Source organism: Pseudomonas sp. v388 (genome assembly GCF_003935425.1).
In the GTDB taxonomy this organism is placed as follows: Bacteria; Pseudomonadota; Gammaproteobacteria; order Pseudomonadales; family Pseudomonadaceae; genus Aquipseudomonas.
In genome coordinates, this window is the sequence record NZ_RHQN01000011.1 from 59,337 (window position 1) to 82,800 (window position 23,464).

At 59.9% G+C, this 23,464-nt stretch carries 20 protein-coding genes and 1 other RNA gene; 11 read left to right on the top strand and 10 right to left on the bottom strand.

Translation table 11 applies throughout. The annotated features are described in order from the left end of the window. Nucleotides 1-4: 4 nt before the first annotated feature. The 5 genes from carA to grpE form a co-directional block, all read right to left on the bottom strand. A complete protein-coding gene (gene carA / locus EGJ27_RS22755; protein WP_125833011.1) occupies nt 5-1,141 on the bottom strand; it encodes a glutamine-hydrolyzing carbamoyl-phosphate synthase small subunit in 1,137 nt (378 codons plus the stop codon). Nucleotides 1,142-1,367: 226 nt separating this feature from the next. Further along, a complete protein-coding gene (gene dapB / locus EGJ27_RS22760; protein ID WP_125833012.1) occupies nt 1,368-2,171 on the bottom strand; it encodes a 4-hydroxy-tetrahydrodipicolinate reductase in 804 nt (267 codons plus the stop codon). A gap of 21 nt (nt 2,172-2,192) precedes the next feature. Continuing rightward, a complete protein-coding gene (gene dnaJ, locus EGJ27_RS22765; RefSeq protein WP_125833013.1) occupies nt 2,193-3,335 on the bottom strand; it encodes a molecular chaperone DnaJ in 1,143 nt (380 codons plus the stop codon). Nucleotides 3,336-3,660: 325 nt separating this feature from the next. Continuing rightward, nucleotides 3,661-5,577, bottom strand: coding sequence for a molecular chaperone DnaK (gene dnaK, locus EGJ27_RS22770; RefSeq protein WP_125833014.1), 1,917 nt, complete (start codon nt 5,575-5,577; stop codon nt 3,661-3,663). Between the two features lie 104 nt (nt 5,578-5,681). Beyond that, nucleotides 5,682-6,245, bottom strand: a complete 564-nt coding sequence (grpE, locus tag EGJ27_RS22775) for a nucleotide exchange factor GrpE (protein ID WP_125833015.1) — start codon at nt 6,243-6,245, stop codon at nt 5,682-5,684. Between the two features lie 270 nt (nt 6,246-6,515). Here grpE and recN point away from each other — a divergent pair, with 270 nt between their 5' ends. Further along, on the top strand, nt 6,516-8,189 hold the full coding sequence (recN, locus tag EGJ27_RS22780) for a DNA repair protein RecN (protein WP_125833016.1): 1,674 nt from the start codon (nt 6,516-6,518) through the stop codon (nt 8,187-8,189). A gap of 48 nt (nt 8,190-8,237) precedes the next feature. Here recN and fur read toward each other — a convergent pair whose 3' ends face one another. Further along, nucleotides 8,238-8,645 (bottom strand): ferric iron uptake transcriptional regulator, encoded by a 408-nt coding sequence (gene fur, locus EGJ27_RS22785; RefSeq protein WP_122386923.1) that lies wholly within the window; start codon nt 8,643-8,645, stop codon nt 8,238-8,240. A 98-nt stretch (nt 8,646-8,743) separates the two neighbouring features. On the opposite strand from fur, the gene EGJ27_RS22790 reads away from it, so the two are divergent. After that, nucleotides 8,744-9,259, top strand: coding sequence for an outer membrane protein assembly factor BamE (locus tag EGJ27_RS22790; protein WP_125833017.1), 516 nt, complete (start codon nt 8,744-8,746; stop codon nt 9,257-9,259). A gap of 72 nt (nt 9,260-9,331) precedes the next feature. Here the strand turns inward: EGJ27_RS22790 and EGJ27_RS22795 are convergent, their stop codons facing one another. Genes EGJ27_RS22795 through EGJ27_RS22805 form a run of 3 tightly spaced genes read right to left on the bottom strand, consistent with a single transcriptional unit; the run spans nt 9,332 to nt 11,478 of the window. Next, nucleotides 9,332-9,640 carry an RnfH family protein gene (locus EGJ27_RS22795; protein ID WP_125833018.1) on the bottom strand — a complete coding sequence of 103 codons (309 nt, stop codon included), beginning with the start codon at nt 9,638-9,640 and terminating at the stop codon, nt 9,332-9,334. Beyond that, nucleotides 9,633-10,067 (bottom strand): type II toxin-antitoxin system RatA family toxin, encoded by a 435-nt coding sequence (locus EGJ27_RS22800; protein ID WP_125833019.1) that lies wholly within the window; start codon nt 10,065-10,067, stop codon nt 9,633-9,635. Before EGJ27_RS22800 ends, EGJ27_RS22795 begins: the two co-directional genes overlap by 8 nt. 7 nt (nt 10,068-10,074) lie before the next feature. Continuing rightward, nucleotides 10,075-11,478 (bottom strand): sodium-dependent transporter, encoded by a 1,404-nt coding sequence (locus EGJ27_RS22805; RefSeq protein WP_125833020.1) that lies wholly within the window; start codon nt 11,476-11,478, stop codon nt 10,075-10,077. A gap of 113 nt (nt 11,479-11,591) precedes the next feature. Here EGJ27_RS22805 and smpB point away from each other — a divergent pair, with 113 nt between their 5' ends. After that, nucleotides 11,592-12,074, top strand: coding sequence for an SsrA-binding protein SmpB (gene smpB, locus EGJ27_RS22810; RefSeq protein ID WP_125833021.1), 483 nt, complete (start codon nt 11,592-11,594; stop codon nt 12,072-12,074). Nucleotides 12,075-12,241: 167 nt separating this feature from the next. On the opposite strand, the gene EGJ27_RS22815 is transcribed toward smpB, so the two are convergent. Then, nucleotides 12,242-13,009: a GntR family transcriptional regulator gene (locus EGJ27_RS22815; RefSeq protein WP_125833022.1), complete on the bottom strand. Its 768-nt coding sequence runs from the start codon at nt 13,007-13,009 to the stop codon at nt 12,242-12,244. 399 nt (nt 13,010-13,408) lie between these two features. Here EGJ27_RS22815 and EGJ27_RS22820 point away from each other — a divergent pair, with 399 nt between their 5' ends. From EGJ27_RS22820 to EGJ27_RS22855, 8 genes are all read left to right on the top strand, one after another. Further along, nucleotides 13,409-15,103: a lactate permease LctP family transporter gene (locus EGJ27_RS22820; RefSeq protein ID WP_125833023.1), complete on the top strand. Its 1,695-nt coding sequence runs from the start codon at nt 13,409-13,411 to the stop codon at nt 15,101-15,103. A gap of 105 nt (nt 15,104-15,208) precedes the next feature. After that, nucleotides 15,209-16,033: a (Fe-S)-binding protein gene (locus EGJ27_RS22825; RefSeq protein ID WP_125833024.1), complete on the top strand. Its 825-nt coding sequence runs from the start codon at nt 15,209-15,211 to the stop codon at nt 16,031-16,033. After that, complete coding sequence (locus tag EGJ27_RS22830; RefSeq protein WP_125833025.1) at nt 16,030-17,493, top strand: LutB/LldF family L-lactate oxidation iron-sulfur protein; 1,464 nt, start codon at nt 16,030-16,032, stop codon at nt 17,491-17,493. The genes EGJ27_RS22825 and EGJ27_RS22830 overlap by 4 nt, the downstream gene beginning before the upstream one ends. Then, a complete protein-coding gene (locus tag EGJ27_RS22835; RefSeq protein WP_125833026.1) occupies nt 17,490-18,161 on the top strand; it encodes a lactate utilization protein in 672 nt (223 codons plus the stop codon). The genes EGJ27_RS22830 and EGJ27_RS22835 overlap by 4 nt, the downstream gene beginning before the upstream one ends. Then, a complete protein-coding gene (locus tag EGJ27_RS22840; protein WP_125833027.1) occupies nt 18,158-20,980 on the top strand; it encodes an FAD-binding and (Fe-S)-binding domain-containing protein in 2,823 nt (940 codons plus the stop codon). Before EGJ27_RS22835 ends, EGJ27_RS22840 begins: the two co-directional genes overlap by 4 nt. A 198-nt stretch (nt 20,981-21,178) precedes the next feature. Beyond that, nucleotides 21,179-21,466 (top strand): hypothetical protein, encoded by a 288-nt coding sequence (locus EGJ27_RS22845; RefSeq protein ID WP_125833028.1) that lies wholly within the window; start codon nt 21,179-21,181, stop codon nt 21,464-21,466. A 108-nt stretch (nt 21,467-21,574) separates the two neighbouring features. Then, nucleotides 21,575-21,966, top strand: a transfer-messenger RNA (tmRNA) gene (ssrA, locus tag EGJ27_RS22850). A 184-nt stretch (nt 21,967-22,150) separates the two neighbouring features. Next, a complete protein-coding gene (locus tag EGJ27_RS22855) occupies nt 22,151-23,407 on the top strand; it encodes an integrase domain-containing protein (RefSeq protein ID WP_125833121.1) in 1,257 nt (418 codons plus the stop codon). Nucleotides 23,408-23,464: the final 57 nt, after the last annotated feature.

Sequence of the window (23,464 nt, forward strand, 5' to 3'; positions counted from 1 at the left end):
ACTTTCAGCGTCGCTTGGCCATGGCTTCGATAAAACGATCGAACAACGGGGCTACATCGTTGGGGCCCGGGCTTGCTTCAGGGTGACCCTGGAAGCTGAACGCGTCCTTGTCGGTGAGTTCGATACCCTGCAGGGTGCCGTCGAACAGCGACTTGTGGATAGCGCGCACGTTGGACGGCAGTGTCGACTCGTCCACCGCAAACCCGTGGTTCTGGCTGGTGATCATTACCACACCGCTGTCCAGATCCTGGACCGGGTGGTTGGCACCGTGGTGGCCATGACCCATCTTGACGGTCTTGGCGCCGGCAGCCAGAGCCAGCAGCTGGTGACCCAGGCAGATACCGAACACCGGAATCTCGGTTTCCAGCACTTGCTGGATGGCGGTGATCGCGTAGTCGCATGGCTCCGGATCGCCAGGACCGTTGGACAGGAACACGCCGTCAGGATTGTGCGCCAGAACATCGCTTGCCGGGGTTTGCGCCGGAACGACAGTGACACGGCAGCCGCGCTCGACCAGCATGCGCAGGATATTGACCTTCACACCGTAGTCGTAAGCCACTACGTGGTAAGGCAACTCGGCAGCGGCAATCTCGGGGCAGCTATCGGTTTTCAGGCTCCAGACACTGGAACGCCACTCGTAGGTGTCCTTGGTGCTGACTTCCTTGGCCAGGTCCATGCCCTTGAGGCCCGGGAAGCCGCGCGCCGCCTCGATGGCAGCCTCTTCGGAAATGTTGTCACCGGCCATGATGCAGCCGTTCTGCGCGCCTTTCTCACGCAGGATGCGGGTCAGGCGGCGAGTGTCGATACCGGCGATGGCGACGACGTTGTTGGCTTTGAGGTAGTCATCGAGCGACAGCTTGTTGCGCCAGTTGCTGGCAACCAGCGGCAGGTCGCGAATCACCAGGCCCGCGGACCAGACGCGGTTCGACTCGGCATCTTCAGGCGTGGTGCCGGTGTTGCCGATGTGGGGGTAAGTCAGGGTAACGATCTGCTGGGCATAGGAAGGATCGGTAAGGATTTCCTGATAGCCGGTCATTGCGGTGTTGAACACCACCTCACCAACGGTCTGACCGTCGGCTCCAATGGCTTCGCCGCGAAAAATGCTGCCATCAGCAAGGGCGAGTATGGCTGGCTTAGTCAAGAAGACCTCCCGTAAATAAAGCCTGAAAGGGCGTTCGCAGGTTGCAAAAAAGCGGAATGACGTAGATACGTCACCCCGCTTTCTTATAGATTCATCTGCGCGCTTTTAGTGGACACACTAAAGCTGTAGCTTACAGAAAAGCCTTGTTTCGGTCTACCACCAATGAGTCCGAAAAGCAGTCAAATGCGACAGCCATTCCCGTCGGTACAGACCGAAACGCCTTTTCCTAGCGCAGCTCCAGCACATCTTGCATGTCGTAAAGCCCCGGCGCCTTGCCGTCGAGCCACATCGCAGCCCGAACGGCCCCCTTGGCGAACGTCATGCGGCTGGACGCCTTGTGAGTGATCTCGACCCGCTCGCCTTCCGCCGCAAACAGCACCGTATGGTCCCCGACCACGTCGCCGGCGCGCACCGTGGCGAAACCGATGGTCTGGCGCTCACGGGCTCCGGTCTGGCCTTCGCGACCGTAGACGGCAACCTCTTCCAGATTCCGCCCCAACGCGCCAGCAACCACTTCACCCATGCGCAATGCAGTACCGGACGGTGCATCGACCTTGTGCCTGTGGTGCGCTTCGATGATCTCGATATCCACATCATCACCCAACACACGAGCGGCCGTGTCGAGCAGCTTCAGACACAGGTTCACACCCACGCTGAAGTTGGCCGCGAAGACGATAGGAATATCCTTCGCCGCCTCGGCCAGACGCAGCTTTTCTTCCGCACTGAAACCGGTGGTCCCGATGATCATCGCCTTGCCCGCCTTGCGGCAGAACGCGAGGTTCTTGAGCGTCACCGACGGATGCGTGAAATCGATCAGCACGTCGAACTCTTCGACCACCCGCGCCAGATCGCCCGACAACGGAACACCAATCCGACCCAGCGCAGCCAGTTCACCGGCATCGGCGCCGACCAACGTGCTGTCAGGACGATCGATGGCCGCGGTCAGACCGGCGCCGGACGCCTGCTGAACCGCTTCGATCAAGGTCTTGCCCATGCGCCCAGCGGCGCCGACTACAGCAATACGTCGCATGTTCTGCTCCTGTGATAGCTCTTACAAATCGCCGAAGAAACGCTTCACACCCTCGAACCAGCCACTGGCCTTCGGAGAGTGGGACTCGTCACCTTCAAGCGAGGTGCGGAATTCTTCGAGCAGCTCACGCTGACGCTTGCCGAGGTTGACCGGAGTTTCCACCGCCACACGACACATCAGGTCGCCAGGACCCCCGCCACGCACCGGCGCCACACCCTTGCCACGCAAGCGGAACTGCTTGCCGGTCTGGGTACCTTCCGGAATCTTCAGCTTGACCCGGCCGTCGAGGGTCGGTACTTCAAGCTCGCCCCCGAGGGCCGCATCGGTGAAGCTGATCGGCACTTCGCAGAACAGATGCTTGCCATCGCGCTGGAAGATCGCGTGCTCGCGCACATTGATCACCACGTACAGGTCGCCGGTCGGACCGCCCTGCGCACCCGCCTCGCCCTCACCGGACAGACGAATGCGATCACCGGTATCGACGCCTGGCGGCACCTTGACCGACAGCGTCTTGTATTCTTCGACGCGACCTTCGCCGTGGCACGAGTCGCACGGGTCGGAGATAATCTTGCCATGACCATGGCAGCGCGGGCAGGTCTGCTGGACCGCGAAGAAACCTTGTTGCATGCGCACCTGGCCGATGCCGCCGCACGTCGGGCACGTCACGGGGGACGAGCCTTTCTTGGCGCCACTGCCGTCGCAAGGCTTGCAGTTGACCAGCGTCGGAACGCGGATATTCACGGTCGTACCGCGAACCGCTTCTTCCAGATTCAGCTCCAGGGTGTAACGCAGGTCGCTGCCGCGCTGCGCGCCGCCACGGCCGCCACCGGCACCGCCACGGCCACCGCCGAAGAAGTCACTGAAGACGTCGCCGAAAATATCGGAGAAGTTCGCGCCGCCAGCGCCACCACCACCAAAACCGCCGCCACCCATGCTCGGGTCGACACCGGCATGGCCGTACTGGTCGTAGGCTGCGCGCTTGCTGGCATCGGACAGAACTTCGTAGGCCTCGTTGGCCTCCTTGAACAGCTCTTCCGAAGCCTTGTCATCGGGGTTGCGGTCAGGGTGATGCTTCATCGCCAGACGACGGTAAGCCTTTTTCAGTTCCGCCTCGCTGGAGCCGCGCTCCACCCCCAACACTTCGTAATAGTCACGCTTTGCCATAATTCTTCCGCACTCTTGAGGATCTCCGGCAAAACGCTCCTGTGCCTTGCCGAACTCGTTGAGCCCCATACAGGCCCGGACCCAACTCACGTCATTTCAACGATCCTGGACTTTATTCAAGGGCCAGTTGCCTGACCGAGAAAGCGGCAGAACGAGCCGCCACGCAGGAGCATGACAACCTTGCCACAGGGCCTGCGGGCCGAAACCCGCACGCCGGAATTTTTGCGTGTTCCAGACACGCCAACGCGGGAGCAAGCTCCCGCGCGGCGACATCCTACCAGCCACCGCTCGAAAGAGGTCAACCGGCTTGCAAGTGAGCCTGCGCTTACTTGTGGTCTTTCACTTCTTCGAACTCGGCGTCGACAACGTCGTCAGCCTTGGTCGCTTCTTCCGCAGGCTTGGCAGCTGCTTCAGGGTTTTCGGCCTGCTCGGCATACATCTTCTGAGCGATCGGCGCGGAAACCTTGGACAGCTCCTCGACCTTGGCTTCGATAGCGGCCTTGTCGTCACCTTTGACAGCTGCTTCCAGAGCGACCACGGCGGCTTCGACAGCAGCTTTCTCCTCGGCAGTCACCTTGTCGCCCGCATCAGCGATCATCTTGCGAGTCGAGTGGACCAGCGCATCACCCTGGTTACGGGCAGTGGCCAGCTCTTCGAACTTGCGATCTTCTTCCGCGTTGACTTCGGCATCGCGGACCATCTGCTGGATTTCGTCCTCGGACAGACCAGAGTTGGCCTTAATCACGATGGACTGCTGCTTGCCGGTGGCCTTGTCCTTGGCACCTACGTGCAGGATGCCGTTGGCGTCGATGTCGAAGGTCACTTCGATCTGCGGAACGCCACGTGGAGCCGGTGGAATCTCGGCCAGGTCGAACTTGCCCAGCGACTTGTTCTGAGCGGCTTGCTTACGCTCACCCTGCAGAACGTGAATGGTCACAGCGCTCTGGTTGTCATCGGCAGTCGAGAACACCTGGGATTTCTTGGTAGGAATCGTGGTGTTTTTCTCGATCAGTGCGGTCATCACGCCGCCCATGGTTTCGATACCCAGGGTCAGCGGGCTGACGTCCAGCAGCAGAACGTCTTTCACGTCTCCGGCCAGGACAGCGCCCTGGATGGCAGCACCCATTGCAACCGCTTCGTCCGGGTTGACGTCCTTGCGGGCTTCTTTGCCGAAGAACTCGGTTACCAGCTTCTGAACCAGCGGCATACGAGTCTGGCCACCGACCAGGATCACGTCGTTGATGGCGCCGATGTCGATGCCGGCGTCCTTGAGTGCCAGACGGCAAGGCTCGATGGTGCGCTGAACCAGGTCTTCAACCAGCGACTCCAGCTTGGAACGCGAGATTTTCACGTTCAAATGCTTAGGACCGGTGGCGTCTGCAGTGATGTACGGCAGATTCACGTCAGTCTGCATGCTGGAAGACAGCTCGATCTTGGCCTTCTCGGCAGCTTCTTTCAGACGCTGCATCGCCAGTGGGTCACCCTTGAGGTTCATGCCGCTTTCTTTCTTGAACTCGTCAACCAGGTAGTCGATCAGACGGATGTCGAAGTCTTCACCACCCAGGAACGTGTCGCCGTTGGTTGCCAGTACTTCGAACTGGTGCTCGCCGTCGACTTCGGCGATTTCGATAACCGAAACGTCGAAAGTACCGCCACCCAGGTCATAAACGATGACGGTATGGTCGCCCTTGGCCTTGTCCATCCCGTAAGCCAGCGCAGCGGCGGTCGGCTCGTTGATGATGCGCTTGACGTCCAGACCGGCGATACGACCGGCGTCCTTGGTTGCCTGACGCTGGCTGTCGTTGAAGTAGGCCGGAACGGTGATGACCGCTTCGGTAACCGACTCACCGAGGTAGTCTTCGGCGGTCTTCTTCATTTTCTTCAGGATTTCGGCGGAAATCTGTGGCGGGGCCATTTTCTGGCCGTTGACTTCAACCCACGCGTCGCCGTTGTCGGCCTTGACGATCTTGTAAGGGACCATCTGGATGTCTTTCTGCACGACTTCTTCGTCGAAGCGACGACCGATCAGACGCTTTACTGCGTACAGGGTGTTGTGCGGGTTGGTCACAGCCTGACGCTTGGCGGATTGGCCGACCAGGATTTCACCGTCGTTGGCGTAGGCAATGATCGAAGGCGTGGTACGAGTGCCTTCGGCGTTCTCGATAACCTTGACGTTGCCGTTTTCCAGAATGGAGACGCAGGAGTTGGTAGTCCCCAGGTCGATACCGATAATTCTGCCCATCTTGACTCTCCCGAAACTTTTCTGATTTGGTTGCCGCAACTGCGTTTACAGGTTGCGGTAGCTCTTAAACGCTTGGCCTTTAAATGGGGGCCTTCCAGCTGATTTCAAGCCTGCTCGTCAATTGACGGCGTTGCAGGCGACGGTGCCTTGCTGACCACGACCATGGCCGGGCGCAGCAGACGACCATTGAGCTGGTAGCCCTTCTGGAACACTTTGAGCACCGTGTTGGGCTCGACATCCTTGCTTTCCTGCATGGCCATTGCCTGGTGCTGTTCGGCACTGAACGGCTGACCGTGCGGGTCGATGGCTTCAAGCTGGTAACGCTTGAGCGTGTCCTGAAACATTTTCAGCGTCAGCTCGATGCCTTCACGCATCGGGCGAATGCTTTCGTCGTCCGGGTTGGAAAGATCCAGGCCGCGCTCCAGGCTGTCGATGATCGGCAGCAGGTCACCGGCGAATTTCTCCAGCGCAAACTTGTGCGCCTTTTCCACATCCTGTTCTGCACGGCGGCGGACGTTCTGCAGATCCGCAGCAACACGCAGAGACTGGTCCTGGGCGGCGGCTAGCTGCTCTTCGAGCACTTGCACGCGGGTAACCAGATCTTCGCCGGTTGCCGCTTCGGCAGCCTGGTCCTGGGTCTGCGCATCCAGATTCTGTTCGTCAGCCATCAATCCTCTCCTCTTAAAACGTCCGCGAACCCAACTCGCGCTTCTGCCCCCTATATGGGTTCGGATTTCCCCGCTTCAAGGGCCTGAGGTGTCGATATGCGCATTGCCTTACAAATTGCTTCATGGCGGGGACACCGCAGGCTGCTTCAATGCAAAGCGGCAGGAACTAAAAAAGTTGGTCATCCAATCAAATCGAGCTAAGGCAAGGCATTGTCAGAAGCAAATAAAACACTGTATAAATAACCAGACAAATCGCTCGGGAGCCGCTCAATGCTGGTGCACCTTTCCGTACACAACTACGCCATCGTCGAACACCTTGATCTGGAACTGGATCGCGGCATGAGCGTGATCACCGGTGAGACCGGCGCCGGCAAATCGATCATGCTCGACGCGCTTGGCCTGACCCTGGGCGACCGCGCCGACAGCGGTGTCGTCAGGCCCGGTGCCGACAAGGCCGATATCCTGGCAACCTTCGATCTGGCGGATATTCCCGAAGCGCAAACCTGGCTCAAAGAGCGTGACCTGGACAACGACGGCCCGTGCATCCTGCGCCGCGTGATCACCGCCGAGGGCCGCTCCCGCGCCTACATCAACGGCACCCCCTGCCCTCAGGGAGACTTGAAGTCCCTGGGTGAACTGCTGATCGACATCCACAGCCAGCATGAACATCAGTCGCTGCTCAAGACCGACACCCATCGCCGCCTGCTCGACGAATACGCCGGCGCGACCGATCTGGCGCGGCAGGTCCACCTGGCGGCACAGCGCTGGCGCCAGACCCGCCAGGAGCTTGAGCGACTGTCCAATTCCGGCGACGAACAGCGCGCCCGACACCAACTGCTCAGCTATCAGCTCGAAGAGCTGGAAAGCCTGAGCCTGGGTGAAAACGAGCTGGAAACCCTGGAGCAGGAACACAAGAACCTGACCAACGCCGAGAGTTTGCTGGCCATTTGCAGGCAGGTTGTCGAGCAATGCAGTGAGAGTGATTCCGGCAACGTGCTCAACGCATTGACCGCCAGCCTGCATCGCCTCGGCAGCGTGAACAATTCCCCATCCGCTTTAAGCGAGGCGACGGACCTGCTCTCCAGCGCCCAGATCCAGGTGGAAGAAGCCGTCGGTGAACTCAACCGGTTCCTCGACCATTTCGATGCGGACCCGGCAAGGCTGCAACAGCTCGAAGAACGGCTGGATACCATCTACACCCTGGCTCGCAAGCACCGAATCCAGCCGAACGAAGTGGCTACGCTGCAGCAGAAGATCCTCGACGAAATCGAAACCCTCAACGCCAACGATGAATCCATCGAGCGCCTGGAGCATGAGGTTCAGGCTTTTGCCCGGCATTACCAGGAAAAAGCCAGGGAGCTGAGCGATCTGCGCCGGACCTCTGCGCTTCAGCTCGCGAGCGCCGTCGAGCAGGAGATTCATCGCCTCGGCATGCCAGGCGGCCGCTTCGTTATCGAGCTCAAACCCAATGCCAGCAACGATCTGCTTCCCCACGGACTTGAACAGGTCGAGCTGCTGGTGAGTGCAAACCCGGGCCAGCCTATAAAGCCGTTGGCAAAAGTGGCATCGGGCGGCGAGCTGTCTCGCATCAGCCTGGCGATTCAGGTCATCACCGCGCAGACATCACGGGTTCCAACGCTCGTATTCGATGAAGTGGACGTCGGGATCGGCGGCCCGACGGCGGAAATCGTCGGCCAGCTACTGCGCCGGCTTGGCGAGCGTGGGCAGGTGATGACAGTGACTCACTTGCCGCAGGTTGCGGCGCAGGGCCATCAGCACCTGTTCGTGCACAAGGTAAGAGGCAGCGACGCGACCCGCACTGCCGTCTCCAAGCTTGGCAAGACAGAGCGCATCGAGGAAGTGGCCCGCATGCTGGGCGGCATCGACCTGACCAAGGAATCCCTGGCGCACGCCAAGAAGATGGTCATCACCGCAAAAAACTGATTCCCCTGAATGCACAAAGGCGACCCTGGGGTCGCCTTTGTCGCTTGCTCACGCCTTTTTGTTGCGGACGTAGAGCACCAGATTGTGATCCACCAGGTCAAAGCCGTGTCTTTCGACGATAGCCTTTTGCAGTTTTTCGATTTCTTCATCGAAAAACTCGATCACGTCGCCGGATTCAACGTTGACCATGTGATCGTGATGACCACCATCAGCCAGTTCGAACACAGCATGGCCACCGTCGAAATTGTGGCGAACCACCAGTCCAGCGGCTTCAAACTGAGTCAGAACACGGTAGACCGTGGCCAGGCCGACATCTTCGCTAGCCTCCATCAGCGCCTTGTAGACATCCTCGGCACTCATGTGGCGCTGCTCGGCAGAATCGAGCATTTGAAGAATCTTGACCCGTGGTAGGGTCACTTTTAGTCCTGCTTTACGTAGTTCGCTATTTTCAACCATGGTCAGCTTTCTCGCAGACGCTGCTTCGCAGCTTCTCTTAATGCAGGTATGATCGGGGTTTACGTTGTCCCAGCCAAGATAGTGGAAGTCGCCCACCGATGCAAAACACCAAGCTCTTGCTAACCAGTTTCACCTTCGTGGGACTGCTCGCACTCGCCGGTTGTTCATTCCCCGGGGTTTACAAAATCGACATCCAGCAGGGAAATGTCGTGACACAGGACATGATAGACCAGTTGCGCCCCGGAATGACCCGGCGGCAAGTACGGTTTATCATGGGCAACCCGTTGCTCACCGATACTTTCCACACTGATCGCTGGGACTACCTGTACAGCCTCCAGCCGGGTGGTGGTGAACGCCAGCAGGAGCGAGTCAGCCTCATCTTCAACGAGAGCGACCAGCTGGTGAGCCTGTCAGGCGACTTCATGCCGGGCGTGAGTCGTGATGAAGCGATTCTGGGCAACCCTAGCGATACGACCACTCCTGCCGAGCCTCAGCAGCCGAAAGAAGAGCCGGCCAAGCCAGGCTCTCTGCTGGAGCGCATTCAGAAGGATGTCGACAGCGTCGAGACCACGCCGGTGCCTACTCAGGAACCGCTGGACACCGATCCGCAGTAAGGATCGCGTTCAACAAAAAAGCCCGGCTCGCCGGGCTTTTTGTTATCTCGACTTTGCAGCCGGTCCAGAAACTCAAGCCTGCCGGTTCAACCGCGCCTTCGCGGCACGCAAGCGCCTCACTTCCATCGGGTCAGCCAGCAGCGGGCGATAGATCTCGACCCGATCGCCCTCCTCAAGCACCCGCGAAGCCGGATCGCTCACCACCTTGCCGAAGATTCCGACAGGGCACTGGCTCAAGTCCAGTTCAGGGAATTCCCGTTCCATACCGCACATCAGCAACGCCTGACGCACCGAGCAGCCGACGGGTACGTCCAGCGCGAGCAGAACCTGACGGTCGACCGCCGCATAGACGACCTCGACCGCAATGGTCAGCTCAGGCATGCAGTTCTTTCGCCCGCTGGCAGAACGCATCGACCAGCGTGTTGGCAGCCTGGTTGAACAAAGGTCCCAGGGTCGCGCGGACGATCGGGCCTGCGTAATCGAAGGACAAATCCAGGCTGATCTTGCAGGCTTTCTCGCCCAGAGGCTTGAAGGTCCACACGCCATGAAGTTGTTCGAAAGGCCCCTCGACAAGATCCATGATGATGGACTCGCCAGGCACCAGCGTATTGCTGGTCACGAATTTCTGACTCAGACCACCCTTGGCTATCTCCAGGCCGGCTCGCATATGCGTGTCGCTGACCTCAAGTACGGTGGCCGAGGAGCACCACGGCAGGAATTCCGGGTAACGGGTTACATCATTGACCAGGTCGTACAGGAACCGAGCCGGGTACGGCAAAAGAGCCGAGCGTTGAATATGCGTAGTCATTTGAGCGTCATTTCCAAAGCTGAGCGGCAAACACCACAAGAATGCCGAACGGCGCTACATAGCGCATCAAAAAGAACGTCAGATTGAAGAGCAGCGGGCTGCGAATGGATAACTCGTCTCGCACCGCTTCACGCCCCATCACCCAACCGGCGAATACCACAAAACACAGTCCACCCAGCGGCAGCATGATCCGCGAGGTGAAGAAATCGATGACTCCAAAGAAGTCCAGGCCATGAGTTGCGCCCCACTGGTAGAGGTGGAATCCGGCTTCATCGTTCACGAAAAACTTGGCTTTTTGCCAGATATTGAAGGAGAACACGGTACCCAGCCCAACGAACCAGCAGGTGAAGGCCAGCCAGAAGGTCACCCAGGCGCGGCGGATTCCGGTGCGCTCGACCAGGTACGCCACCATCGGTTCAAGCAGGGAAATGGCCGAACTCCAGGCAGCCACCGCGACCAGCACGAAGAACACTACGCCCATCAACTGCCCGAACGCTACGTTACCGAACGCGAACGGCAGGGTGACGAACATCAGGCCCGGCCCTTCGCTCGGGTTGAGGCCCGCGGCAAAAACAATCGGAAACAAGGCAAGACCGGCCAGCAGGGAAACGAAGGTATCGAGCAACGCGATACCCACCACCGTGGTGCTGATCGACGAGCCTTTGGTCATGTAGGCGCCGTAGATCATGATCGAGCCGACCCCGACGCTCAGCGAGAAGAACGCGTGGCCCATGGCGGGCAGCAGGCCGTCGAGCACTTTGTCCGGGTTGAAGTCGAACATGAAATGCACGCCTTCCATGAAATGCCCGGTGGTCAGGCTGTAGCCCAACAGGATCAGCATCAGCAGGAACAACAGCGGCATCATGATCCGCAGACTGCGTTCGAGGCCGGCCTCCACGCCCTTGGCGATGACCACGGCCGACAGCAGCATGAAGATGGTGTGCCAGAGCGTAAGGCGCCACGGATTGCCGATCACGTTACCGAAGTAGGCACCGACCTGATCCGCCGACACGCCCTGGAAGTCGCCGCGCCCCATGTCGATGATGTAGTCCAGCGACCAGCCGCCCACCACGCTATAAAAAGAAAGGATCAGCAGCGCGGTGATCATCCCCGCGAAGGCGCCCCATGACCAACGCGGCGAATGCCCGGCCTCGACCGCCAGTTCCTTGAGCGCATTGGCCGGGCTGAGCCGTGAGCGGCGGCCGATCAGGGTTTCGGCCATCATCACCGGAATGCCGATCAGGGCGATGCAGGCCAGGAAAACCAGCACGAATGCGCCACCGCCATACACCCCGACCATGTAGGGAAATTTCCAGATACTTCCCAGCCCGACAGCAGAGCCGGTTGCAGCGAGAATAAATACCCAGCGGCTTGCCCAGCCACCGTGGACCGAGACCTTGTCCGTCGACATCGTATAAACGCCCACCCAAAAAAGAGCGCGCATTGTCCGGGATTCAATCATCGCGCTCAAGCGCACGCTTTCCCGTAGCCGACATTGATGCAACTCCCTATAATGCGCCCCCTATGGCTAAGCTCAAGAAACACCCCACAGGGACCATCGCGCAGAACAAGAAAGCGCGTCACGATTACTTCATCGAACACAAGTTCGAGGCCGGTCTGGTCCTGTCTGGCTGGGAAGTAAAAAGCCTGCGTGCCAACAAGGTGCAGCTGGTTGACAGTTATGTGCTGCTCAAGGATGGCGAGGCGTGGCTGATGGGCAGCCATATCACGCCGCTCAAGACGGCCAGCACACACGTCATCGCTGACCCGACACGCACCCGCAAACTGCTGCTGAACCAGCGCGAGCTTGAAAAGCTCATCACGTCGGTTCAGCAGAAAGGCTACGCCTGCGTCGCCCTTTCCCTGTACTGGAAGCAGCACTTGATCAAGTGCGAAATTGCTCTGGGCAAGGGTAAGAAGGAGTACGACAAGCGCCACACCGAACGCGAACGCGATTCGGACCGTGAGCTGCAGCGTGCCGTGCGTACCAAAGGCAAGGACGACTGAGTCCGGTTTCTCGGGCACCGCCTTCGCCAGCGAGCTGGCTCCTGCAAGAACTGCGGCAGACTTTGTAGCAGCCAGCTTGCTGGCGAAGGCGTATGTGCATTCTCTGCACATGTTGAACATGTGCACGCCCCTTCGCAGACAAGTCCGCTACGACCGATCATCATCGGCTACATCTTGCTGCGCCGTTCCGCCCTGGCCGTGCGCTGTACCTGCTGACGCACTTCTTCGAGCACTTCCTGGACGTAGGTGATATGGCGGTTGGAAATCTCCCGCGCGTCTTCGCCTCGCCCCTCGACAATCGCCAGATACAAATCACGGTGTTGCTGAATCAGCATGTCGCGGGTTTCGCTGCGCTGTTTGTACATGCCGCCGATGTTGATCACCATATTGCGCTTGAGCAGGTCGAACAACCCGCGAATCGTGTGCAGCAGCACGGCGTTGTGACTGGCCTCGGCAATCGCCAGGTGAAAATTCGCATCTGCTGCGCCCTCTTCCGCACGGCTCACTTCCCCTGCCCGGTCGTAACAGTCCTGCAATGCCTGGAATGCCACCTGCAGGCGCTGGCGATCCATGTCCGTCGCTCGTACCGCCGCGTAATAGGCGCAGGAGGCTTCCAGCGTATGACGAAACTCCAGCAGGTCGTGCTGTGAATCCGGGTTGCTGTCCAGCAGATGCAACAGCGGATCGCTGAACGTCGAGCCAATGGTTTGCGCCACATAATTGCCACCGCCCTGACGACTGATCAACAGCCCCTTGGCGGTCAGCTTCTGGATGGCCTCGCGCAACGACGGCCGCGACACGCCGAACTGTTCCGCCAAGGCCCGCTCCGCGGGCAAACGCCCGCCGGACTTGAGCGTGCCCTCAAGAATCATTTGTTCGAGCCGCTCGACAATATCGTCAGACAAACGGCGCTGACGCACCTGATCAAAACCCATCAATCACACTCCACATCCGTAACCTGCCGCCAGGCCGCGTATTTCGGCCGGTCCCGCAGGTAAAACCCGGTCGTCGGCTGCCGCCTTGAACACCTCTGACAGCGTGCGGCCAGCTGCATGCCCGACGAAAGTCGAGACATGACAAATTGACACACCAACTGCAGGGCCTCTAACCTAGCCAGCAGACATTGTAAATTGGTATTACCAATTATCCAATGCCAGCGTTTGGTGGCTGTCTCCATCACGCTGCGAGACCGCTCCACAAGAGCGGCTTGAGCTGGTGAGCTGTGCGATTTCGTCGTCAGTATCGACATGACACCCGCTACACGGCATGTCCAGTCGACGCCGCGCTTACACAGAACACCGGGCCTAACCAACAACAATTAGGGGCCACTTAACATGCAGACATGGCAACAGCTCTACACACCTCTAGGCAGCCTATGGCTTTCCGCCGCCGCTGCGCTCATTCCCATTATCTTCTTTTTCCTGGCGCTGGCAGTGTTCAGGCTCAAGGGTCACGTGGCGGGCAGTATCACGCTGGCGCTGTCGGTGCTAGTGGCGATCTTCGCGTTCGGCATGCCGGGCGACATGGCGCTGGCCTCGGCCGTGTACGGCTTTGCCTACGGCCTGTGGCCCATCGCGTGGATCATCGTCGCGGCGGTGTTTCTCTACAAACTGACGGTCAAGAGCGGCCAGTTCGAGATCATCCGCAGCTCGATCATGTCCATCACCGATGACCAGCGCATTCAGGTGCTGCTGATCGGTTTCTGCTTCGGGGCATTTCTTGAAGGTGCAGCCGGATTCGGCGCCCCGGTGGCGATTACCGCCGCATTGCTGGTAGGCCTGGGACTCAACCCGCTGTATGCGGCCGGCCTGTGCCTGATCGCCAATACCGCGCCGGTGGCCTTCGGCGCGCTGGGGATTCCGGTGATCGTCGCCGGTCAGGTGTCAGGGCTGGACGCGTTCAAGATCGGTGCGATGGCCGGCCGGCAGTTGCCGTTCCTGTCGATTTTCGTGCCGTTCTGGCTGATGTTCATGATGGACGGGGTACGCGGCGTCAAGGAAACCTGGCCCGCAGCGCTGGTTGCCGGCACCACCTTTGCGATCACCCAGTTCCTGACTTCCAACTTCATCGGCCCGGAACTGCCCGACATCACCTCGGCGCTGGTCAGCATCGTTTCGCTGACGCTGCTGCTCAGGGTATGGCAACCGCAGCGCGCCTCGGACACGGTGGTTGTCAGCGGTGGTTCGGCAGCGATCATCGGCGGGCCGGGTGGTTTCAAGCAGCAGCCGCGCAGCATGACCAAATCGCCCTACAGCCTCGGGCAGATCATCAAGGCGTGGTCACCGTTTCTGATCCTCACCGCCATGGTCACGCTCTGGACGCTCAAACCCTTCAAAGCCATGTTCCTGCCCGGCGGTTTCATGCAGGCCTGGACCTTCAACATTCCGGTGCCGTACCTGGACCAACTGGTGATGAAGGGCGCGCCGGTGGTGGCCAAGGTCACGGCGATGCCCGCGGTGTACAAATTCGATTTGATTGCCGCGACCGGCACCGCGATCCTGTTTTCCGCAATCCTGGCGATGCTGGTGCTGCGCATTACGCCGAAGACAGGCCTGACCACCTTCAAGGAAACACTGATCGAACTGCGCTGGGCAATCATGTCCATCGGCATGGTGCTGGCCTTCGCCTTCGTCATGAACTACTCAGGCATGTCTTCCACCCTGGCGCTGGTGCTGGCGGGTACAGGCGCGGCCTTCCCGTTCTTCTCGCCATTTCTGGGTTGGCTGGGGGTGTTCCTGACCGGTTCCGACACGTCATCCAACGCCCTGTTCGGTTCATTGCAAGCCACCACGGCGAATCAGCTCGGTGTCAGCGACATCCTGATGGTGGCGGCCAACTCCAGCGGCGGCGTGACCGGCAAGATGATCTCGCCTCAATCCATTGCCGTGGCGTGCGCCGCGACGGGTCTGGTCGGCAAGGAATCGGACCTGTTCCGCTTCACCCTCAAACACAGCATTTTCTTCGCCACCATCATCGGCTGCATGACCTACGCCCAGGCGTACTGGTTCACCGGCATGCTGGTGCATTGATCCACCGATGAGGCTTTACCCTGACGCCGGAGCCACCGGCCGGCGTCAGCCATTCACACCGCCGGCAACCAGGCGGATAACCGGGCCAACCCGGAGAATGACCTGATGAGTGAGCTTTTCTACAACGCCGTTCCCAACGCCACCCGCGTCGCCCCGCCGCGTCGCGCCCCCCGCCGGTATCCTGCCGAGAAACCGCGACAGGTCTATCTGTTCGGCACCTGTGTGGTGGACCTGTTCTTCCCCGAAGCGGGCATGGACGCCATTCACCTGCTCGAACGCGAAGGCATCCAGGTCCACTACCCGCAAGGGCAAAGCTGCTGCGGGCAACCGGCCTATACCTCCGGCTATACCGATCAGGCTCGCGACGTGGCCCGTGCGCAACTGGCACTGTTCAACGAGGACTATCCGGTTGTGGTGCCTTCAGGCTCCTGCGCCGGCATGTTTCGCGAGCATTATCCGGACCTGTTCAAGGACGAGCCCCAGATGCTGGAAAAAGTGCGCAAGCTGGCCGAGCGCACCTATGAACTCACCGAATTCCTGCTGCTGGTGTGCAAAACCCAGCTGGACGATCGCGGCCAACCGACGCGTATCGCCCTGCACACCTCCTGCTCGGCACGACGGGAAATGAACACCCATTTGCACGCCCGGGAACTGCTCGCGCAACTGGGCAATGTGGAGCGTATCGACCACGACCATGAAAGCGAATGCTGTGGGTTCGGTGGGACATTCAGCGTGCGCATGCCGGACATTTCCGGCGCGATGGTCGCCGACAAAACCCGCTCCCTGAAGGAAACCGGCGCCGATCAGATCCTCACCGCCGACTGCGGCTGCCTGATGAACATCAACGGCGCACTGGAAAAACAACGGGAAGCCCTGCGCGGCCAGCACCTGGCGAGTTTCCTGTGGCAACGCACCGGAGGTCAGCGATGAACATGCAAACCCGAATCCCGACCATCGAGATCGAATCCCCGGACTTCCGCGCCCGTGCTCACCAGGCGCTGGGCGATGCGCAACTGCGTGGCAATTTCCGCCGCGCCATGGACTCGCTGATGACCAAACGCGCCATTGCGTTCAGCGACCCGGAAGAACGCGAAGACCTGCGCTCGCTGGGCAACGCGATCCGCGCCCGCGCCCTGTCCAAACTGCCCGATCTGCTGGAGCAACTCGAACGCAATCTGACCCGTAACGGCGTACAGGTCCACTGGGCCGAAACCGTCGAAGAAGCCAACGCCATCGTTCTCTCCATCGCCGAAGCGCGCCAGGCCAGGCAGGTGATCAAGGGCAAGTCGATGGTCAGCGAAGAAATGGAGATGAACGACTTCCTGGAGCGGCATGGCATCGAGAGCCTGGAAGCGGACATGGGCGAATACATCGTGCAGATGGATCACGAAAAGCCGTCGCACATCATCATGCCTGCCATTCACAAGAACGCGGGCCAGGTCGGCGAGCTGTTCCACAACAAACTGGGCGTGGAATACACCACCGACGTCGACCAGTTGATCCAGATCGGCCGCCGCGTGCTGCGCCAGAAGTTTTTCGAGGCAGATATCGGCGTCTCCGGCGTCAACTTCGCCATCGCCGAAACCGGCACCCTGCTGCTGGTGGAAAACGAAGGCAACGGGCGCATGGTCACCACGGTGGCGCCGGTGCATATCGCGGTGACCGGCATCGAGAAAGTGGTCGAGAACCTGCGCGACACCGTGCCGCTGCTGTCGCTGCTGACCCGCTCGGCGCTGGGCATCCCGATCACCACTTACGTGAACATGATCTCCGGCCCGCGCAAACCTCACGAGCTGGATGGCCCTGAAGAAGTGCATCTGGTGTTGCTGGACAACGGCCGCAGCCAGGCCTTCGCCGACAGCGAGCTGCGCCAGACCCTGAACTGCATTCGCTGCGGCGCCTGTATGAACCATTGCCCGGTCTATACCCGCGTCGGCGGCCACACCTATGGCGAGGTTTATCCCGGCCCCATCGGCAAAATCATCACGCCCCACATGGCCGGGCTGTCGAAGGTTCCCGATCACCCGAGCGCTTCGTCCCTGTGCGGCGCCTGCGGGGAAGTCTGCCCGGTGAAGATTCCGATCCCGGCGCTGCTGCGCCGTCTGCGCGAAGAAAACGTCAAGGCACCGGACGCGCCGAATCGGGTGATGCGCGACCAGGGCGCCAAGTATTCACGCAAGGAACGGCTGATCTGGAATGCCTGGTCCAGGCTCAACACCTCGCCTGCGCTGTACCGCGCCTTCAGCCTGATGGCGACGCGCTTGCGCAACCTGACGCCGGGCAACGTCGGCCCCTGGACGCAGAACCACAGCGCCCCCAGACCCGCCGCCCGCTCACTGCACGAAATGGCCCGCGAACATCTGGCCAAGCCGTCTGGAGACCAGCGATGAGCGCCAAAGCCAATATCCTCGCCAAACTGCGCACCAGCCTTACCGGGACTACGCCGATTGCCGACAACTTCGATCAGGCGCTGGTGACCGAGCCGTGGCGTTACCAAGCCGCAGACCGCATCACCCGGCTACGCACCTTGATGGAAGCGGTGCACACCGAAATCCATTTGTGCAGCGAGCAGGACTGGCCGCGTCGCCTGGGCGAACTGGTGCGGGATCGTCAGCTGCCCAGCCTGCTGATCGCACCGGCCACGCCCCATGGCCGACGCGTCAGCGAGCATTGGTCGCTGCACGCCGACTTGCCGCCACTGAAAAGTTACGAACGGCCCGTTGAAGACTGGAAAACCGAGCTGTTCGACGACACACCGGCCAGCTTCACCGCCACCCGCGGCGCGATTGCCGCCACCGGCAGCCTGATCGTCTGGCCGACCCGTGAAGAACCACGCCTGATGAGCCTGGTGCCGCCGGTGCATTTCGCCCTGCTCAAGGCCAGCGAGATCCACGACAACCTGTATGAAGTGCAGATCGCCCAGAACTGGGCGAGCGACATGCCCACCAATGCGCTGCTGATTTCCGGGCCGTCGAAGACCGCCGACATCGAGCAGGTGCTGGCCTATGGCGCACATGGGCCGAAAGACCTGGTCGTGCTGATCGTGGAGGACGCATGAGTTTGCCCGCGACATTCTGGCAAGAAGCCCAGCGGCTGATTCCGAAGAACCGCCGCTTCGACGATCCGCTGTCGACCCTGGCGTTCGGCACCGACGCCAGTTTTTATCGGCTGATCCCCAAGCTGGTGATCCGCGTTGAATCGGAAGACGAAGTGGTCAGCCTGCTCAAGCTTGCCCAGCAGGAAAAGGTGCCGGTCACCTTCCGCGCGGCGGGCACCAGCCTGTCCGGCCAGGCAATCAGCGATTCGGTGCTGCTGGTGCTGGGTGATAACTGGAATGGCCGGGAAGTCCGCGATCAAGGTGCGCAGATCCGCTTGCAACCCGGTGTCATCGGCGCCCAGGCCAACACTTGGCTGGCACCGTTCGGGCGCAAGATCGGCCCGGACCCGGCGTCCATCAACGCCTGCAAGATCGGCGGCATCGTCGCCAACAATGCCAGCGGCATGTGCTGCGGTACGGCACAGAATACCTATCACACCTTGGCCGGCATGCGTCTGGTGCTGGCCGACGGTACGCGTCTGGATACCGAGGACGCCGCCAGCGTGGCGGCTTTTCGCAGCAGCCACGCCGCACTGCTCGACGAGCTTGAGCGCCTGGGCCGCGACACGCGCGCCAACCGCGAACTGGCTGCCAGAATCCGCCACAAATATCGCCTGAAAAACACCACCGGCTTGTCGCTCAATGCCCTGGTGGATTTCGATGACCCGCTGGAGATCCTCAGCCATTTGCTGGTCGGTTCCGAAGGCACGCTTGGTTTCATCAGCGCGGTGACCTACAACACCGTGCCGGACCACCCGAACAAGGCTTCGGCGCTGATCGTCTTCCCGGATGTCGAGACCTGCTGCACCGCCGTGAGCGTTCTGAAAAGCCAGCCGGTGGCCGCCGTCGAATTGCTCGACCGACGCAGCATGCGTTCGGTGCAGGACAAGCCCGGCATGCCGGCGTTCGTGAAAGAACTGTCCGAAAATGCCTGCGCGCTGTTGATCGAAGCCCGCGCCGCCAGCCCATCGCTGCTGCATGAGCAACTGGCGCAGATCATGGATTCGCTCGCCTCATTCCCGGTGGAAAAACAGGTCGACTTCACCGAGGACGCGCTGGAGAACGCACGGCTCTGGGCGATTCGCAAAGACACCTTTCCGGCGGTGGGCGCCGTTCGCCAGACCGGCACCACGGTCATCATCGAAGACGTCACCTTCCCGGTGGAACAGTTGGCCGCCGGAGTGCGCCGGCTGATCGCACTGTTCGACAAACACCACTACGACGAAGCGATCCTGTTCGGCCATGCGCTGGAAGGCAATCTGCACTTCGTTTTCACCCAAGGCTTCAACAACCCCGAAGAAGTCGCCCGCTACCAGGCATTCATGGACGACGTGGCCGAGCTGGTGGCAGTGGAGTTCGGCGGATCGCTCAAGGCCGAGCATGGCACCGGCCGTAACATGGCGCCCTTCGTCGAGAAGGAATGGGGCGCGGACGCCTACCAACTGATGTGGCAACTCAAACGCCTGCTCGACCCACACGGCATCCTCAACCCGGACGTGGTGCTGAGCGACGATCCGCAGATTCACCTCAAGCATCTGAAACCGTTGCCTGCCGCCGACGAGATCGTCGACAAGTGCATCGAATGCGGTTTCTGCGAGCCGGTCTGCCCGTCCAAAGGGCTGACCTTGAGTCCAAGGCAACGCATCGTGATCTGGCGCGACATCCAGGCTCGCAAACGTCGCGGTGCCGATACCGCCCAATTGGAGCGAGACTACCAATACCACGGCCTCGACACCTGCGCCGCGACCGGACTGTGCGCCCAACGCTGCCCGGTGAACATCAACACCGGCGAACTGGTGAAGAAGTTACGCAGCCAACAGGCCACACATCACAAAACCGCCGACTGGCTGGCCCGGCACTTTCGCACCGCCCTGCAAGGCGCTCGCTTCACCCTGCATGCGGCCAATGGCGCGCGCATGCTGCTGGGCGCGCCTCGCCTGGCGAAGTTTTCCGCAGGACTTCGCAAAGCCACCGGCAATCGAGTGCCATTGTGGACCCCCGCCATGCCGCAACCCGAAACTGCCATTCGCGTCTGCGCACCGCTCGACGATTCCCGCCCTCGCGTGGTGTACCTGGCCGCCTGCGCATCCCGGGCCATGGGGCCTGCCGTCAGTGATCGAGAACAGACCTCGCTGCTGGACAAGACCCGAGGCCTGCTGGAAAAGGCCGGCTACCAGGTGGTGTTTCCGGAACGTATGGACGCGCTGTGCTGCGGCCAGCCCTTCGCCTCGAAAGGCTACAACGCGCAAGCCGATGCCAAGCGCCAGGAGCTGTTGGCCGCATTGATCGAAGCCAGTCGCGGCGGCCTTGACCCGATCTATTGCGACACCAGCCCTTGCACGCTGCGACTGGTTCAGGATCTGAAGGACCCGCGCCTGGACCTCTACGACCCCGTGCGCTTCATCCGCACGCACCTGCTGGACAAACTGGCGTTCACTGCGCAGCAAGAGCCGATTGCCGTACATGTCACCTGCAGCACCCAACATCTTGGGGAAAGCCAGGCGCTCATCGAATTGGCCCGCCTGTGCAGCGTGAAGGTCGTGGTGCCGGAAGGCATTCATTGTTGTGGATTCGCCGGCGACAAGGGCTTCACCACGCCGGAACTCAATGCCCATGCCCTGCGCAGCCTGAAGGATGCCGTGCAGCATTGTCATGAAGGCATTTCCACGAGCCGGACGTGCGAAATCGGCCTGTCGGATCATGGTGGCATCGACTACCACGGGCTGGTGTATCTGGTGGATCGCGTGACCCAGGCTAAATTGGTTCAATCCACGCAGTAACTGCAGATATTGCCCCTTTTTGGGTCAAGATGGCCGCCAAGTGGCTTTTTCACATGAGCCTGAAAATAAAATAGAACCCCTGCGGTGGCACACAGTCCATTTCGTTAGGCCCTGGTAGAAAAACGGGGCTCATCACCATCTCGGGCACCGGCCTCATAGACCGGCCATACCGAGTCCACAGGCTATAAGGAGATACACATGAAGCGTACCGCCCTCTCTGGACTGTTTCTGAGTGCCGCACTGTTGGCTTCCCCGGTATTCGCCGCTGACGATTTGTGTGGCAGCAACCTGCAGACCATCAAGGATGCGCAGGTTTCGACCAACGCCAACCTGAGCCCTGAGGTCAAGGAAACCCTGGCCAAGACCGAAAAAGACGCCATGGCCGCCAAAGCCAAAGGCGACGAGAAAACCTGCGTGGAACTGACCACCAAGGCCATTACTGACCTGAAGAACATCGGTTCGGGCAGCGAAGGCGCCGGCAAGTAACCCGATTGCCCAGGCCAGCCACGGGGCTGGCCTTGTCGATTGACTGGACGGGTCGACGCGCCGCAGCAAAACGCGTACACTCCGCCCAGCGACTGCGAAAGCGGTCTCGGGGCCGATTAGGATTCGACGCCGGTGATGAAACTTTAGGTGCATGCCGAGTTGGTAACAGAACTCGTAAATCCACTGTTGCAACTTTCTATAGTTGCCAATGACGAAACCTACGGGGAATACGCTCTCGCTGCGTAAGCGGCGCTAGCCTTCCTTCTGGTAGCTTCGGCTCCAGCAATCATCAGGGGATGCCTGTAAACCCGAAATGATTGTCATATAGAACAGGATCGTCGCTTAGGACGTTGTGGCCGACGCGACTAAAACTTACACAACTCGCCCAAAGCACCCTGCCCGTCGGGTCGCTGAGGGTTAACTTAATAGACACGGCTAAGCATGTAGTACCGACAGCGGAGTACTGGCGGACGGGGGTTCAAATCCCCCCGGCTCCACCACATTTACATCTAAAGACGTCCACGGACGTCTTTTTTTGTGCCTAAATCTAGTAAATACAAGGCTTTAGCGTCAATTGGAGTCTACGGACGTCCGATAGAATCCACATCACCTGGTATTCCACATGGTATTCCAAGCCCTTCAGTGGTAATTTTTGGAATACCGAATGATGTCATGGAATACCTCATGTGCGCTCAAGCCACCCGCCTCTCTGATCGCCAGCTCAAAGCTGTAAAACCGAAAGACAAGGACTACGTCCTCAGTGATGGGGATGGTCTACAGCTGCGAGTGAGAATCAATGGCTCTACACTATGGAACTTCAATTATCGGCAGCCGGTTACCAAGAACCGTATCAACATGGGTCTCGGCACCTACCCAGAACTTTCGCTTGCGCAAGCCAGGAAGAAAACGGTCGAAGCCAGAGAGCTTCTCGCGCAGGGCATCGACCCGAAAGAACATCGTAGCGCGCTGGAGCAGACAAAAAGGCAGGCAACTGAGCACACGTTCGAGAACGTGGCGTCCGCTTGGTTTGAACTGAAAAAAGATTCCGTCACTCAGGCTTATGCCGAGGACATCTGGCGCTCGCTCATACTGCATGTTTTTCCAACACTAGGAACAACACCTATCTCGCAGATCAATGCCCCGATGGTCATCGAACTGCTGCGCCCTCTTGAAACCAAAGGCAGCCTGGAGACAGTGAAGCGATTGACCCAACGGCTCAACGAGATTATGACCTACGGTGTGAACTCGGGAATGATCTTTGCCAATCCGCTCAGCGGCATCCGGGCTGTTTTCAAAAAGCCGAAAAAGCAAAACATGGCTGCCCTCCGCCCCGAAGAGCTGCCAGAGCTAATGGTCGCCATCGCCAATGCGAGCATAAAAAGAACAACACGCTGCCTGATCGAATGGCAGCTCCATACCATGACTCGTCCTGCGGAAGCCGCCACGACCTCCTGGGCTGACATCGATCTAGACAAGAAAACCTGGACGATCCCAGCGGAGCGTATGAAGAAGCGACGCGCTCACGTCATACCACTCACCGAACACGCACTGGCTCTACTGGAGACGATCAAACCTTACAGCGGCCACAGAGAGTATGTGTTCCCGGCAGATAGAGACCCACGGGATCATTGCAACAGCCAGACAGCAAACATGGCCCTAAAACGTATGGGCTTTGAAGGGCGATTGGTGAGCCACGGCATGCGCTCCATCGCCAGCACCATCCTGAACGAACAGGGATGGGACCCCGAGCTGATCGAGGTCGCGCTTGCTCATGTGGATAAGGACGAGGTTCGCAGCGCCTACAACCGGGCGGACTACATTGAACGCAGACGCCCCATGATGATCTGGTGGAGTGAACACATCCAGCAAGCCGCCACTGGCAGCTTGTCAGTCGCAGCCGTTCAGGGAACAAGAGGCATGAAAGTAGTATCGATGCGTTAGAACCTCGAACAAAGGCAGCGCAACTCAATGACGGAAAAATGCCGCAAGCGCGCTGCC